The sequence below is a fragment of the Synechococcus sp. 60AY4M2 genome, assembly GCF_002760375.1.
Lineage (GTDB): Bacteria > Cyanobacteriota > Cyanobacteriia > Thermostichales > Thermostichaceae > Thermostichus.
Map to the genome: position 1 here is coordinate 3,128,333 of NZ_AUMZ01000001.1, position 13,969 is coordinate 3,142,301.

Annotated in this window: 15 protein-coding genes; 3 read left to right on the forward strand and 12 right to left on the reverse strand. The window is 61.1% G+C overall.

Features of this window, described 5'->3' with window-relative positions:
* Both SYN60AY4M2_RS13675 and SYN60AY4M2_RS13680 read left to right on the forward strand, forming a co-directional pair.
* Positions 1–339 (forward strand): zinc ribbon domain-containing protein (locus tag SYN60AY4M2_RS13675; RefSeq protein ID WP_143597333.1); only part of this gene is annotated, 339 nt, incomplete at its 5' end.
* 14 nt (positions 340–353) lie between these two features.
* The gene (locus SYN60AY4M2_RS13680; RefSeq protein WP_011430510.1) at positions 354–1,187 is read left to right on the forward strand and encodes a metal ABC transporter permease; all 834 of its coding nucleotides are present in this window, start codon (positions 354–356) and stop codon (positions 1,185–1,187) included.
* Positions 1,188–1,226: 39 nt separating this feature from the next.
* On the opposite strand, the gene SYN60AY4M2_RS13685 is transcribed toward SYN60AY4M2_RS13680, so the two are convergent.
* From SYN60AY4M2_RS13685 to SYN60AY4M2_RS13695, 3 genes are all read right to left on the reverse strand, one after another.
* Positions 1,227–1,517 carry an RNA-binding protein gene (locus tag SYN60AY4M2_RS13685; RefSeq protein ID WP_011430509.1) on the reverse strand — a complete coding sequence of 97 codons (291 nt, stop codon included), beginning with the start codon at positions 1,515–1,517 and terminating at the stop codon, positions 1,227–1,229.
* Between the two features lie 194 nt (positions 1,518–1,711).
* Positions 1,712–2,494: a 16S rRNA (guanine(527)-N(7))-methyltransferase RsmG gene (gene rsmG / locus SYN60AY4M2_RS13690; RefSeq protein ID WP_011430507.1), complete on the reverse strand. Its 783-nt coding sequence runs from the start codon at positions 2,492–2,494 to the stop codon at positions 1,712–1,714.
* On the reverse strand, positions 2,491–3,495 hold the full coding sequence (locus SYN60AY4M2_RS13695) for a hypothetical protein (protein ID WP_099813165.1): 1,005 nt from the start codon (positions 3,493–3,495) through the stop codon (positions 2,491–2,493). Before SYN60AY4M2_RS13695 ends, rsmG begins: the two co-directional genes overlap by 4 nt.
* A gap of 374 nt (positions 3,496–3,869) precedes the next feature.
* Here SYN60AY4M2_RS13695 and guaA point away from each other — a divergent pair, with 374 nt between their 5' ends.
* Positions 3,870–5,420 carry a glutamine-hydrolyzing GMP synthase gene (gene guaA / locus SYN60AY4M2_RS13700; protein ID WP_099813400.1) on the forward strand — a complete coding sequence of 517 codons (1,551 nt, stop codon included), beginning with the start codon at positions 3,870–3,872 and terminating at the stop codon, positions 5,418–5,420.
* A 52-nt stretch (positions 5,421–5,472) separates the two neighbouring features.
* On the opposite strand, the gene SYN60AY4M2_RS13705 is transcribed toward guaA, so the two are convergent.
* The 9 genes from SYN60AY4M2_RS13705 to SYN60AY4M2_RS13745 all read right to left on the reverse strand — a co-directional run bounded on the left by SYN60AY4M2_RS13705 (position 5,473) and on the right by SYN60AY4M2_RS13745 (position 13,479).
* Complete coding sequence (locus SYN60AY4M2_RS13705) at positions 5,473–5,694, reverse strand: hypothetical protein (RefSeq protein ID WP_011430503.1); 222 nt, start codon at positions 5,692–5,694, stop codon at positions 5,473–5,475.
* 2 nt (positions 5,695–5,696) lie between these two features.
* Positions 5,697–6,023 (reverse strand): hypothetical protein, encoded by a 327-nt coding sequence (locus SYN60AY4M2_RS13710; protein WP_228375221.1) that lies wholly within the window; start codon positions 6,021–6,023, stop codon positions 5,697–5,699.
* An 80-nt stretch (positions 6,024–6,103) separates the two neighbouring features.
* Entirely contained in the window at positions 6,104–7,138 is a 1,035-nt protein-coding gene (locus SYN60AY4M2_RS13715) for a GTP-binding protein (protein ID WP_099813166.1), read from the reverse strand.
* A gap of 102 nt (positions 7,139–7,240) precedes the next feature.
* Positions 7,241–8,020 carry a hypothetical protein gene (locus tag SYN60AY4M2_RS13720; protein ID WP_071813555.1) on the reverse strand — a complete coding sequence of 260 codons (780 nt, stop codon included), beginning with the start codon at positions 8,018–8,020 and terminating at the stop codon, positions 7,241–7,243.
* A 71-nt stretch (positions 8,021–8,091) separates the two neighbouring features.
* Positions 8,092–8,622: a 5-(carboxyamino)imidazole ribonucleotide mutase gene (purE, locus tag SYN60AY4M2_RS13725; protein ID WP_011430499.1), complete on the reverse strand. Its 531-nt coding sequence runs from the start codon at positions 8,620–8,622 to the stop codon at positions 8,092–8,094.
* Entirely contained in the window at positions 8,592–9,692 is a 1,101-nt protein-coding gene (locus SYN60AY4M2_RS13730) for an L-threonylcarbamoyladenylate synthase (protein ID WP_099813167.1), read from the reverse strand. The genes purE and SYN60AY4M2_RS13730 overlap by 31 nt, the downstream gene beginning before the upstream one ends.
* Positions 9,661–10,680, reverse strand: a complete 1,020-nt coding sequence (locus tag SYN60AY4M2_RS13735) for a YihY/virulence factor BrkB family protein (protein WP_168176860.1) — start codon at positions 10,678–10,680, stop codon at positions 9,661–9,663. The genes SYN60AY4M2_RS13730 and SYN60AY4M2_RS13735 overlap by 32 nt, the downstream gene beginning before the upstream one ends.
* Positions 10,681–10,768: 88 nt before the next feature.
* Entirely contained in the window at positions 10,769–12,103 is a 1,335-nt protein-coding gene (locus SYN60AY4M2_RS13740; RefSeq protein ID WP_099813168.1) for a dihydroorotase, read from the reverse strand.
* 11 nt (positions 12,104–12,114) lie between these two features.
* On the reverse strand, positions 12,115–13,479 hold the full coding sequence (locus tag SYN60AY4M2_RS13745) for a histidine phosphatase family protein (protein ID WP_011430495.1): 1,365 nt from the start codon (positions 13,477–13,479) through the stop codon (positions 12,115–12,117).
* Between the last annotated feature and the right edge of the window lie 490 nt (positions 13,480–13,969).

Below are 13,969 nucleotides of genomic sequence, written 5' to 3' on the forward strand. Positions count from 1 at the left end.
CGGTTCAAGCAGTTCCTGAAGTTTCAAGCCAAGAAGAAAAACGTGGTTGTCGTGGAAGTATCGGAAGCGTACACCAGCAAAACCTGTACCAAGTGCGGGCACATCCACACCAAGTTGGGTGGCGCAAAGGTGTTTAGATGCCCAAAGTGCAACCATAGGCTACCACGAGATTGGCAAGGCGCTCTGGGTGTTATGCTCAGGGCTTTGCGGGATACCGCCTTTCTGTTTGGACTCCGTCCGAGTAGCGCGGTCGCGTCAGCGTCGCGTAGCGACAACGGAAACGGACAGAATGCTATCGCTTCACCGCTGAGCAGTAATGCTCAGCAGTGTTCAGCGTAAATGTATCAGGTGGTATGGAAGGGCTCTGGCACACCCTGGCGGATCCCTTGCGCTTTGCCTTCATGCAGCGGGCCCTGTTGGTGGCCGTGGCCATCGGCATGCTCTGCGCCGTGGTGGGCAGCTATCTGCTGGTGCAAAGCTTGGCCCTGCTGGGAGATGCCCTCAGCCATTCGCTGCTGCCGGGCCTGGCCATTGCCTACATGCTGGGCCTAAACCTTTTTGTCGGCGCCTTCGTGGCGGGGTTGCTGAGCGCTCTGCTCATCCAGTGGATCCGCTCCGCCACTCCCCTCAAGCCCGATGCGGCCATGGGGATCGTCTTTTCTGCTTTCTTTGCTTTGGGGATCCTGTTGATCACCCTGATCCAACGGCGGGCCCGCATCGATCTCAACCACTTCCTCTTCGGCAACCTGCTGGGGGTAAGTGCTGCCGACGTGTTGACGGTGGTGGGCATCACCGCTCTGGTGCTGGGATTGGTGGCCCTCTTTTTTAAAGAGCTGACTTTTTACAGTTTCGATCCCCTGGGAGCCAAGGCAGCCGGCCTGCCCACCGAGGGACTGGGCTGGGGGCTGATGGCGCTCACCTCCCTAACTTTGGTGGCCAGCATGAAGGCGGTGGGGGTGCTGCTGGTGCTGGCCATGCTCATCACGCCGGCAGCAACAGCCTACCTGTTGGTGCCTCGCCTGCAGCAGGTGATGCTGCTGGGATCCCTGTTTGGCGTCAGCGCTAGCTTGCTGGGGATGTACGCCAGCTACTACCTCAACGTCGCTTCTGGCCCGGCTATTGTCCTGGTGGCCTCCACCTGGTTTGGCTTGGCCTTTCTGGCCAAAGTCATCTTCGGCCAAAGCTAAAGGCCGGGGAGAGGGATCCCCGGCCCAGAGCCTATCGGATTAGAAGCGGGAAGAACGGCTATCCCGCCTGCCGCCGCCTGCGCCGGCCTGACGCGGCATGGCCTTGTTAACCCTCAGATCCCGGCCCATCCAGGTGGCGCCATCCAACTCATCGATGGCTTTTTGCTCGTCGGCCTCGTTTTCCAGTTCCACAAAAGCAAAGCCGCGCTTGCGGCCCGTCTCCCGATCCACCGGCAGCTTGATTTGCTTGACGGTGCCGTACTCGGAAAACACAAGCCGTAGGTCTTCTTCACTGGCCTTGAAGGACAGATTGCCCACAAAAATGGTCATAACGTAGCGAACTCCGAACCTTAACCTTTAGCGCTCAGTTCGGAAGCTCACCTGGTTAGACCATTGGCTCAATCCGAACCTGATGCCATCCACATCTTAGTCTCCCCGACGGCATTTGCAAACTACCTGTCCAAGATCTTTCTCCAGGAATGTGCAGAAGCTTTTTTGAACTAGGAAATTAAGGATCCCAACTTTTAGCGGCGCTTGTCCTGTCCCAGGGGTTGGCGTTTGGGAATGCCGGGAGGACGGGGATAGCAAGCTGGTGTAGGGGCGACTTTCTCCAACAGCAGGCAATGCCGCATCCCGTGGCTGTGGGGGGTAGTGAAGGCTTCGACATGGATCAGCTTCCCCCCCAAAAGAGAAAGGGCCCGCTTCAGGGTTTGGGCTTCTGCCTCGGTCCAATGGCCGCGGTAGAGAATGGCGCGTCCCCCCACCTTGAGCAGGGGCAGGCAATACTCGGCGCAGATCTCCGCCGCTGCCACGGCTCTGGCCAAGGCCAGATCGTAGCTGCCGCGTTCCTGCGGGTCTTGCCCCCAGATCTCTGCCCGTTGGGCCACCGCCCGCGCCTGGGCGAGGGAAAGCTGCTGCAAAACTTCTTGCACAAAGGCGATCTTGCGTTGGCTGCTGTCTAGGAGGGTGAAGTGGGCCTGGGGCAGGGCGATCTGGGCCGGGATCCCTGGAAACCCTGCCCCGGTGCCGATGTCGATCCCGCGCCAGGGCTGAGCTTGGATTTCATCCCAGGATCCCAGCAGGCGCAGGCCCCGCAGCGAGTCCCACAGGTGTTTCTCCCAAAAATCGATGGGATCGGTGATGCGGGTGAGGTTTTGGGTGCGGTTTCCGGCCATCACCAGGGAATAGAGCTGTTGCAGTTGCTGCTGCTGCGGCTCAGAAGGCTGCCAGCCCAGATCCACCAGCCAGCTTGACCACAGGGCCTCCAGTTCTGGGGGCTCAGAAGCAGGCGGGTCAGCCTTCTTCATCCCAGGGATCGCAGCCATGGCAATCCCAGTTTTAAGCCGGCGGGGATGGCTTTGTCGGCCCAGCCCTTGAGCTCTTCGGCCAAGCCCTGCAAAGAGCGATCGGCCCCCAGCAGCTCCTGGTTCAGGCAAACCAACTCCTGCAAATCCAGCTCCTGACAGTGGATCCCCTCTTCCACCAGCAGGTTAATCGGCTGTGGCTGGGCCTGGAAGGATTGACGGGAGGCCAACTCCAGCTCCACATCCAGAAGCACCTGCTCCAGTCGCTCCACCTGCTCTTGCATCTGCGCCAGCAGGGCTGCCAACTGTTGGCAGTAGTGGTGAACCCGCTGGGCATAGACCTTGAGCGGCAAGGTCAGCGGCAACAGCGATTCAGAGAGCACCTGGATCAGGTGCTGGGCTTCCAGCTCTTCCAGTTGTAGGTCTTGCCAAATGGCCTGATAGAGGCGCAGCGAATGGCGGCAGCTTTCCAGGCGCCGGTAGCAGGGCTGTAACACCGAGGCTCGCAGCTCCTGCAGATAATCCCTCCACAGCTGCCCCACCTCCACGATCCAGTGGGAGCGAAGAAAACTCCACCCCTGAGCCAACAGCCAACTCATCACCAGGCCCGCCAATAACTGGTTTTTTTGTGGTAACAGGAAAGGCGAAAGCTGCTCTCCCCAGATGGCCAGACCCAGCCAGAGCAGGGCGGCCAAAGCCAAGTGGGGCAAGCTGATCATCTCGGCCAAAAGCTGGGCAGAGCAGCGCTGGCGCAGCATCCAGACCATCCCAGCGCCCAAGCTGTAGAGTCCTCCCCCCAACAGCGGGATCACCACCAGCCATAGGGGTTGCCCTCTCCCCAAGTGCAGCAACGACCCACCCTCGCTCAGCGCATCCCAACTGACCAAGTACAAGGCCAACAAAGCCAAAACCACACCCCACCCTTGCTGCCGCTTGAGACGGCGAGCCAGCAGACGACGGCGACGACGAAGATACGTTTGAAAGGACTCAGCAACAACGGACATAAAACGATGGCACTGCGGATCTTTGCCAGTATCTCCACCGGTCTGGATGGCTTCTTTTTTCGATCATAAGTCTTGCCTTTACCTGGTCATCTGGGTTCCCCGTTGCGATGGTTGCTGGGAATCATTGCCTAGCCAGTGAGCGGTTTTTTAGCGAAAACTCTCTTCCCACCCGATAGGGACTCTCCAGGACAGGCAACTGCAAGCAAGCGCCTCCATCCCTGTTACGATGGAAGAGCCCTTAATGTTTCTTATCCACAGCCGAGTTAGTCGCTAGGCCCGGCTTTCTCATTCTGCACTTGCGAGGTTTTGTGAACTCTTCTACCTCTCCCCTCCCTCCCGGCCTTTTTCCTTCCTCCCTCAAGGTGCAGCGCCAGATGATTGTTATTCTCGATTTTGGATCCCAGTACTCTGAGCTCATTGCCCGGCGTATTCGCGAAACCCACGTCTATTCGGAAATCCTTTCCTACCGCACCACTGCCGAGCAACTGCGGCAACTGCGGCCCCAGGGCATCATCCTCTCCGGCGGCCCCAACTCGGTCTATGAGCCGGGCGCTCCCGCTTGTGACCTGGAGATCTGGAACTTGGGGATCCCCATCCTGGGCGTGTGCTACGGTATGCAGCTTATGGTGCAGCAGTTGGGGGGCAAGGTGGAGCCGGCCCAGAAGGGGGAATACGGCCGTGCCGCCCTGCACATTTTGGATCCCACCGATCTGCTCACCAACCTGCCAGAAAGCAGCATCATGTGGATGAGCCACGGAGACTCGGTGACCGAGTTGCCCCCGGGCTTTCATTCGCTGGCTTACACTGACAACACCCCCTTTGCCGCCATTGCCGATCCGGCGCGCCGTCTCTACGGGGTGCAATTTCACCCAGAGGTGGCCCACTCGGAGGCCGGTGCCTTTCTCATTCGCAATTTTGTCTATCACATCTGCGGCTGCGAGCCCACCTGGACAACGGAAGCTTTTCTGGAGGAGGCCATTCGGGAAGTCCGTGCCCGCGTGGGCGACAAGAGGGTGCTGTTGGCCCTTTCGGGGGGGGTGGACAGCTCTACTTTGGCTTTTCTGCTACACAAGGCCATTGGGGATCAGCTCACCTGCGTGTTCATCGACCAGGGGTTCATGCGCAAAGATGAGCCGCAGCGGCTGCTGCGCCTTTTCCAAGAGCAATTTCACATCCCTGTCCACTACGTGGACGGACAAGAGCGCTTTCTCCGCCAGTTGCAGGGGGTCACCGATCCCGAGGAGAAGCGCAAACGCATCGGGGCAGAGTTTATTCGCGTGTTTGAGGAGGAGTCGCAGCGGCTGGGCCCCTTCGAGTACCTGGCCCAGGGCACCCTTTACCCCGATGTGATCGAGTCGGCCAACACCAATGTGGATCCGGTTACCGGAGAGCGCATTGCCGTCAAGATCAAAAGCCACCACAACGTCGGCGGCTTGCCGGAGAATCTGCGCTTTAAGCTGGTAGAACCTCTGCGCAAGCTCTTCAAAGATGAGGTACGGCAACTGGCCCGTTCGTTGGGCTTGCCGGAAGAAATTGTTGGCCGCCATCCTTTCCCGGGGCCGGGCCTGGCCATCCGCATTGTGGGCGAGGTCACCAAAGAGCGGCTGGAGATCCTGCGCGAGGCCGACATGATTGTCCGCCAGGAGATCAACCGCTCCGGCTACTATCCCAAGCTGTGGCAAGCCTTTGCCGTGTTGCTGCCGGAAGTGCGCTCGGTGGGGGTGATGGGGGATAAGCGCACCTATGCCTGCCCGGTGGTGGTGCGACTGGTCACCAGCGAAGACGGCATGACGGCGGACTGGGCTAGGGTGCCCTACGACCTCTTGGCCACCATCTCCAACCGCATCGTCAACGAGGTGCCGGGCGTCAACCGCGTAGTCTACGACATCACCTCCAAGCCCCCCGGCACCATCGAGTGGGAGTGATGCTGGTCGGGCGGGATCCCTTGCCTCTGGCCTCAAGGCCGGACTGGAGCGATTACCTATGGCCTGCTTCCGGCAGGGAATAGGAAGGGCTTGAGCTGAAAGGCTGAGCGGCTTGCACTTCCATACGGGCCAGGGTTGTGGCCGCGTCGGCCAGTTGTAGGGCTAGGTTGGCACGGCTAATCGGATCCCGGGCATTCCAGAGATCTTGTCCCAGACAAAACACTCGATAGCGAAAAGCTTTGATGGAGTGCGATGGGATCACTTTGACGGTCATGGTTACAACCTTTTTTCCACAGCAATCTGAGCGTTCAGCAGAACCCGCTCCGGCTCGAGGTAAACAAATGTTACCAAAACAACTTCGTTGGCACCCCTAATCGCAACCGGGCAGGTGGCTTTTTGCGGTTCCACCCGTTCATGCCGTACCCCCACAGTGTATTCTCCAATCGGCAGGTCATCAAAGCCGGCGTCGGCGTAGATTAACTCGATGGTTTCTTCGGCAATCAGTTGCCCCTCCCGCTCCAGAAAGGCGACAAAAGGGATCCCGTCGATGGAAGTGAGGGCGTTGTTGGCCTGGTTGCGGATCATCACAAAGATGTCGGACATAGCTGGGATGCCCTCTCTCAAGGCTCCCCTCGCGAGGCTGCCGGAACAGGGCCCGACGATTCTAAGCCGCCACCCAGTTCTTAGCCCTGGACGGGCGCCGGGACAAGACAGGCTTCCAACTTTTGCCGCAGCTTGGCCGTATCGAGGTGCTGGCCGATGAGCACCAACTGGTTTTTGGGCTGGCGAGGCCAGGCGTCGCTGCTGAGGGTGTAGCGCCGACCGCTGAGGTGGAAGATATGTCGCTCTGGGCTTTCCTCAAACCACAGGATCCCTTTGGCCCGAAAGACTGCATCGGGCAACTCGTTGAGAAAGTTCTGGAAAGCGTCTAGAGAGAAGGGGCGATCGCTCTCAAAGGCCAGGGAGTTAAAACCATCGACCTCGATGTGGCTGCGGTGCGAGTGGCCGTGATCATGGCCGTGTTCGTGGTCATGCTCATGGTCATGCTCATGGTCATGCTCAGCGTCGGGAGCCTCCTCCTGGGGCAGAGAGCTGGACTGAAACAGGTCTGTATCCAGGATCAGCTCTAGGGGCACTGCGCTGTTGACCGTGCGCAAAATGCGGGCATCTTCCTTGATCTCGCGAATGCGTTTTTCCAGGCGCTCGATCTCCGCCGGCTCAACCAGGTCGGTTTTGTTGAGGAGAATGACATCCCCATAGGCAATTTGGCTGTAGGCCACGTCACTGTTGAACAGATCAGGAGCGAAGTTGCTGGCATCCACCAGGGTGATGATCGAATCCAGCCGTGTCAGATCCCGCAGTTCTGGCCCCAAAAAGGTGAGGGCAACCGGCAAGGGATCCGCCAGTCCTGTGGTCTCCACCACCAGGTAGTCGATTTTGTCGGAGCGCTCCATCAGGCGCAGCACACTCTCGACAATGTCGTCGCGGATGGTGCAGCAGATGCAGCCGTTGTTGAGCTCTACGAGGTCTTCTTCGCTGGAGACAATCAGCTCGCCGTCGATGCCAATCTCCCCAAATTCGTTGACCAGCACCGCTGTGCGCATCCCTTTCTGGTTGCGGAGGATGTGGTTGAGCAGAGTGGTTTTCCCGCTCCCCAGAAAGCCAGTGATGATGGTGACAGGCAAGCCTCGCTTGGGCACTTCAATGGTAGTGGTCATGGAGGAACCGCAATCTGCTAAAGAGGACCCTTCCACTTTATCCTCATTGTAATGACGCTCTTTGAAGACTCGCTGCCCCAGCGGAGATGTTGAGGCAGCCATCTAGACGCTGTGGTTCCGACCTGAAGAGGGATCCCCGCTGCTTTCGGGGCGTTTGAGGTCGGCCAAATCGTTGAGGCGACGCAGGATCCCCCACCCCTGCAGAGCTTCCAGCAGGGCTTCCCGGACGACAGCCACGGTTTCTTGGTCAAGGGCGAGGCGGAGGTAGTCCACCGCTAGCCGCGTCTGCTCGGCATCCAGGTATGGCATCAAGCTCTGCAGCCGACGCACGCCCAGCAGCCGTCGGTAGGAGTCGGGGGAAGCGATGTCGCTGAGATCTCGCTCCAGTTGGGAACGCTGCCGCTCTTGGCGGCGGCTAAGCCACTCCCAAAACAGCAGCGCCAACAAGGCAAAGGTGGCTAGCCCCTGCAAAATGGCGCCCGTGGCCAGCCAGCGCTGGCTGGATTCTGCCCAGATGGAAACCACGATGTAGGTGCCCAGAGCGGCGCCTGCCCCCCCGACAACAGCAAGCAGCAGGGAGCGATCGGCTTGGCGAAACCAGGCTTGCAACTCCTGCCAGCGGCGGCTGAACTCAGGGCTGCGCGCAGCATACAGCCCCAGCATTGCCCCACTGCCCACAGCTAGAGAAAGAGCTAGCCGCCAGTGCCAAAAAGCCAGCCCCGCCAAGGCCAAGCCCGACAGGGCCAAAACCCGCCATTGCGGCCCCGAGAGTAGCCACAGGGCCACCTGGGATCCCCTCTCCACTGCCCCTTTCTGAACTCGCTGCAGATATTCCCGCCAGGATCCCTGTCCGGAAGAGGGGCGACCCGATCCATCCTTCACCGCTGGCAACTCCCCCAACTTCGTCCCATCTGATCCCTGTCAAGACAGGCCAACGCTCTCTCACTCAATAATTATGCTCTGCCGGCGGAGCTGAGATAGGCTTTCCACCCCTGAGTTTGCAACTGGGCGTTTTTCTCTTGCACCGCTTGCTTGAGGCTTTCCCGGTAGGCCAGCACCCGTTGTTGCAGGGCGGGATCGCCGCTGGCCAAGATCTGCACGGCCAAGAGTCCAGCGTTGTAGCCATTGCCGATGGCTACAGTAGCCACCGGGATCCCCTTGGGCATTTGCACGATCGAATATAGGGAGTCCAGCCCCTGCAGAGATTGGCTGAACACCGGCACCCCGATGACCGGCAGAGGGGTAAGGGAGGCTACCATCCCCGGCAGATGGGCCGCCCCGCCGGCGCCGGCGATAATGACGCGGATCCCTTGGATATGGGCGCGGCGGGCAAAGTCCACCATCGCCTCCGGGGTGCGGTGGGCGCTGAGGATCTGCAGTTGGTAGGGGATCCCAAACTCCTCACACACCTGGGCAGCGGGTGCCAGGGTGGGCAGATCGGAATCGCTGCCCATTAGGATGGCGACGAGAGGGGAGACTTCCATGAGCGGCTGGCCCGTCGTAGCCGATCCATGATCGCATAACCTAGGCCAGTGACAACTGGTGGCGGTTCAGCCAACAGCAAGGTGGCCGCTCCCTCATCCAGGCGGCGCAGGCTGGCAAAGAAGGCGTGGGCCGCCGAGTTGGGATCCGGGCCCAGACATTCTAGGGTAAAGGTGACCTCAGGATAGTGGCGGGAGAGGCTTTCTGCCAGCGCTTCTGGTTTGGCGGCGAAACTGAGAATGCCTAGGTGCGAGTGGCCAGTGGCCAAGCGCCGCAACTGTTGCCAATCCTCAGGCTGAAGCTGGGCAAAGGCAGTGGGCAAAAGCCAGATGGGCTTACCGGGAGCGTAGTGGCTGCTCAGTTGGCCGGGAGCCTCTGGACTCTCCTTGCCGTCTGGGGCAGGGGGAGAGCTTAGGGGCAAATTGAGGTGGGATTCCAAAACTTCCCGCGGGATCCCGCCAGGGCGCAACAGGGTGGGCGTGCCGTCGGGGCTGAGCTTGAGCACTGTCGATTCCAGGCCCACGCTGCACTCTCCCCCGTCCAAAATGTAAGGGATCCGCCCCGCCAACTCGGCATAGACGGCCTGGGCCGAGGTAGGGCTGAGGCGGCCAAAGCGGTTGGCGCTGGGGGCAGCCAAAGGCACCTGAACTGCCCGCAGCAAAGCCTGGGCCACGGGGTGGGCGGGCATCCGCAGCGCCACCGTGGGCAAGCCACTGGTGACGAGATCCGGCACCCGGGATCCCTTGGGCAGCACCAGCGTCAGCGGCCCCGGCCAAAAGGTGTCGACAAGGGATCCCAGGCGAGCGCGAGCGGCGGGAGTAAAAGCCTCCAGATCCACCAGCCAGCCCTGCAGTGTCTCTAGATCCAGCCCAGCCGGCAGATGCAGGATCAGGGGATTGAAACGGGGGCGCTCCTTGGCGGCAAAGATCTCTGCCACCGCCTGTTCGTTGAGGCCGTGGCCCGCCAGGCCGTACACCGTCTCTGTAGGTATGGCCACCAACTGGCCCCGCCGCAGCGCTTCAGCCGCCAAGGCAATGTGCTCAGGGGTGGGGGGGAGGATCTGCGTTTGCATGAGGGGTGGGGGAGCAGTCCCGAATCCATTGTCGGGCCTGGTAGAGGGCAATGTTAATCTGATCCCCAAACAGCAGCGCCAAGGAAGTGAGCCAAACCCACAGCAATAAGACAATAACTGCCCCCACGGCTCCGTAGACTTGGTTGAGCTGGCCGAAGTGCTCCACATAAACCCGCAGCCCCCACGACACCCCAACCCAAAGCAGGCTGGCCACAATCGCTCCTGGCCAAATCGGCATTTGGGGCCGGCGCAAGCTGGGGCCGAATCGGTACAGCACCCAACAGGAGACGACGATCATCCCCAACGAGATAGGCCAGGTGAGCGCTTCCCACAACTTCAGCGCCAGCTCCCGCCAGGGATCCAACTGATCCGGCCCGGCAACCCCCTCCGCTAGGGATTTCGCTTGGGCGGACAAGAAGCGGAAAAAGCTGGCACTGAACAAGAAGATCAAGCTGGCCAAACCGGTTAACCCCAGGGTAGCTAGCATCCAAACCATCGAGATCAGCTTGCGTCTCCAAAAGGGGCGGCGCATCTCCTGGGGGATCTCGTGGCTGAGATCCAAAGCCGTCATCACTGCTCCCAAGGCCCCAGAGGCAGCCCACAGGGTTCCTAAGAAGCTGAAGGAGAGCAAGCCTCGGTTTTCCCCAAAGCGGAGCTCTCGCGCATACCGTTCCAGAAGCACCAGGGCTTCTTGGGGGGCAATCTGCCCCAATTGCTCCATCAGGCGCTGAAAAGCTTGCTCAGAGGAGCCGACAAACAGCCCAATCCCGGTCAAGAGGGTGAGGATAAAGGGAAATAGGGCCAAAATCGAGCTGTAGGCCATCTCGGAGGCTAGGCCAAACAGCCGGTAGCGCATCGCGTTTTCCCAGGCCAGCCGTAGTGTACGCCAGGCCAGCTCCCCTTGGCGACTCCACTCTCCCCATGCCCAGCGGATCCCTTGCAACTGCCGGAAGCTCGGCAGCGTCCCCAGCCGCTTCCCTAGCTTCATGGGCCCCTACCCCCTTGAGCCTAGCTCCCAGGATAATTCAAGGCCCTGCGCCTCTTGGCACAGAGAAGGGGTTTTGCCGGTCTCAGGTTCAGGGCTGGCTTCCTTCTTCAACATGGGTGTGCAACACCTTGCCGCGCAGGGTCCTGCCCAGCCAGGGAGTGGCCAGGGATCGCGAGCAAAGGGTGGCTGCCGAGACCGTCCAGGTATGGCCCGGATCGAACAGCACCCAGTCACTTCCGGGAGCTAGGCTGGGCGGCTCCAACCCCAGGCAGCGGGCCGGGTAGAGGCTGAGGGCCGACCAGAGCTGGAGCGCCGTCAGGGATCCCGTCTCTACCAGGTTCTGCCACAGCAGGGGCAGCGCCAGCTCCAGGCCTATGGCCCCAGGAGGGGCTTCGGCAAAGGGCAGGGTTTTCTCCTCGTAGGTGTAGGGGGCGTGGTCGGTGGCAATACCCAGGCTGCCGCTGCGGATGCCGGCGATGAGGGCCTCGCGGTCGCTGCTGCGGGGGAGAGGAGGCAAGAGGCGCAGGTGGGGATCGTAGCCGTGCTCCAAGACGGCTTCCTCCGCCAAGAGCAGGTGCATCCAGGTGGTGCTGGCGCTAACCGGCAGCCCCTCTGCTTGGGCCTGCTGGACAAGCTCCAGGCTGCGGGCTTGGCTGAGGCGCATCACATGCACCGGCGCCGGCGAAGGAACGCTGCGCACTACTTCCAGGAGACGGGCCAAGGCCGCGGTTTCGGCACTGGTTGGGATCCCCTTCAGCCCCAAGCGCAGCGCCCACACCCCCTCGTAGAGGCTGCCCGAGCCAGCCAGGCTGGGATCCCAGGCCCACACCAGCAGCGGCTTATTCCAAGGCCGCAAATACTCCAGCGCCCGCCGCAGTAGGGCCAACGACCGCAGCGGCTCTGATCCTTCAGTCCGGGCCACAAAGCCAATGGCGCCGGCGCGGGCCAGCTCTCCCCAGAGGCTGGGAGCTTCTTCCCGGTCACGCAAGCTCAAAGCAGCCCAGGGCAGCCAGCGGGAATCCCCCGCTCGGCGGCGGTAGCGGCCCACCTGCTCCGGCTCGTCCAGCACCGGGAAAGTTGCCGTTCCGGGCAGGGGGGCAGGGAGAAGACCCACTTGGGTAAACCCCCCTGCCAGAGCTGCTGCCCCCAGAGAGGCGAGGGTTTCGCGGCAGGGGGAGAGCTCTTGATCAGCGATCTCGCCACTGTGGGCGTACAGATCGATCAAGCCCGGCCCCAGCACCCAGCCAGCAGCCTCCAGGCGGGGGATGTCGGCAGGGATCCCCGCCGGCTCGGTGGCCCGGAGGCGGCCCTGCTGCAGCCACACGTCGGTCACCTCATCCCGCTGTTGCCAGGGATCCAACAGGCGCACCCCACGGAGGCAGAGATTGAGCAGGCTCAGGTCGGCAGGGAGGGTGGATCCCATCTTCCACCTCCCTAAAGCGCACCCGCTGTGGTGCAGTCGAAAATCTGGCCGGACAGGTGAGTGGTGAGGTTCAACACCTTGAGAACAGGGGTGCCGTCCTTTCCTTCCGGGTAGTCGATAACGGTAATGCCGCCATTGCCCTGCTTGAAGATCCAAAAGGCGTGGGGGGAAAGGCCGAACAACTGGCAGATGATCGCCTTGTTGATGGCGTCGTGGGCCACCACCACGGCCGTGCCTTCGGGAAATTGGGCGGCGGTGATGGCCAAAATCTCTTCCCAGGCCGAGCGCGTGCGATCCCACACTTGGTACAGATTTTCCCCGTTGGGCATTTGCACCGCGGCCGGATCCCGCTGCCAGCGCTCCAGCTCGCCGGGGTATTCGGCTTCCACCTCGCTCTGGAGCTTGCCCTCCCAGTCGCCGTGGCAGATCTCCTGCAGCTCCGGCATCGGGCGTAGGATCAGGTTGGGGTGGTTGCTGCAGATGGCGTCCGCCGTAGCCCAGGGGCGCTTCAGCGGGCTGGAAAAAGCCAGGTTCAGCGGCTGGTCGGCCAGAAACTCCGCCACCCTAGCTGCCTGCTCCTCGCCAGTGGCGTTGAGAGGAATATCGCGCTGCCCCTGAAAGCGCTGCTCCCGGTTCCATTGCGTCTCGCCGTGCCGCACCAGCAGGATACGCATCCCCTGCTTGCGTTTGGGCAGAGGCTGGCCCAGATGGGCAGTGATATTCAAAGATTCCAGTTGCGGCAGCGCCCCCAGGCCCTGGGGAAAGTTGAGAACGCTGATGGCGCAGTTATCTTGCCCAAGACGGTGGTAGTGAACCGGCCCCAAGCCAATGGCGGTGCTGACCAGGGCGCGGTTAATGCCGCTGTGTCCGACAACGAGAACGGTGAGGGGATGCCTTGGATCGGTTCTCCGATCAGAGGAGGCGGGGGGCACTGACTTCACTTGCTCGGCCAGCAGTTGCCAAAACTCCTGCGCCTGCTGCCAGAGATCCCGCACCGGAAAGCGCCCCTCCAGCTCCAGCTCGTCGGGACGGTGCCGCCATAGGTGGTAATCTTCTGGGTATTTCTCCTTCACCTCGGCAAAGGTCAAGCCCTCCCAAGCTGTCAGGTCGATCTCCCGCAGGTACTCGCTGATAAACAAAGGGATCCCCGCTCGCTCCTTGAGAATGATACGGGCGGTGTCGAGGGCACGGGAGAGAGGGCTGCAGTAGGCATAATCCAAGGGGATCCCGGCCAGAACCTCAGCTACCCGCTGTGCCTGCGCTTCTCCACCGGGGGTGAGGCGAGAGAGATCGGAGCGGCCTTGGATGCGATTTTCGACGTTGAAGGTGCTCTCACCGTGGCGCACGAGCAGGATGCGCAGGGCAGGCTGAGCCATTGTTTGCACGGACTTACTCAAGAACACCTTCTAGAGTATCGCCTAGAGTATCGCTGTTGGGCTGGGCTTGCCCTGCCAGTGGGGTTCTTTCTAGGGGTTGGGTCCCGGATTCTGGCCTCAACAGATCGGGCAGTCAAGTTTTCAATTGGGATGAGCCGCCCAAGCCACTGAGAAAACTCTGCCAGCTCTTCAGGAGCGGGAAGACGCGAACAAAGAGCAAGCCAGCTAGCCCCCCTATATCCCCCCTTGCGGCTGGGGCAGGAACCCTCTGGCTTGGCATAGGCTAGTTCAGGCGGCCACTGCGGCTTTTCCAGTCCAGCTTCTGATCCAGAAGAAACTCCAGATAAGGGAGATAGGCTTCATAGCTGTGCTGATACATTTACGCTGAACACTGCTGAGCATTACTGCTCAGCGGTGAAGCGATAGCATTCTGTCCGTTTCCGTTGTCACTACGCGACGCTGACGCGACCGCGCTACTCGGACGGAGTCC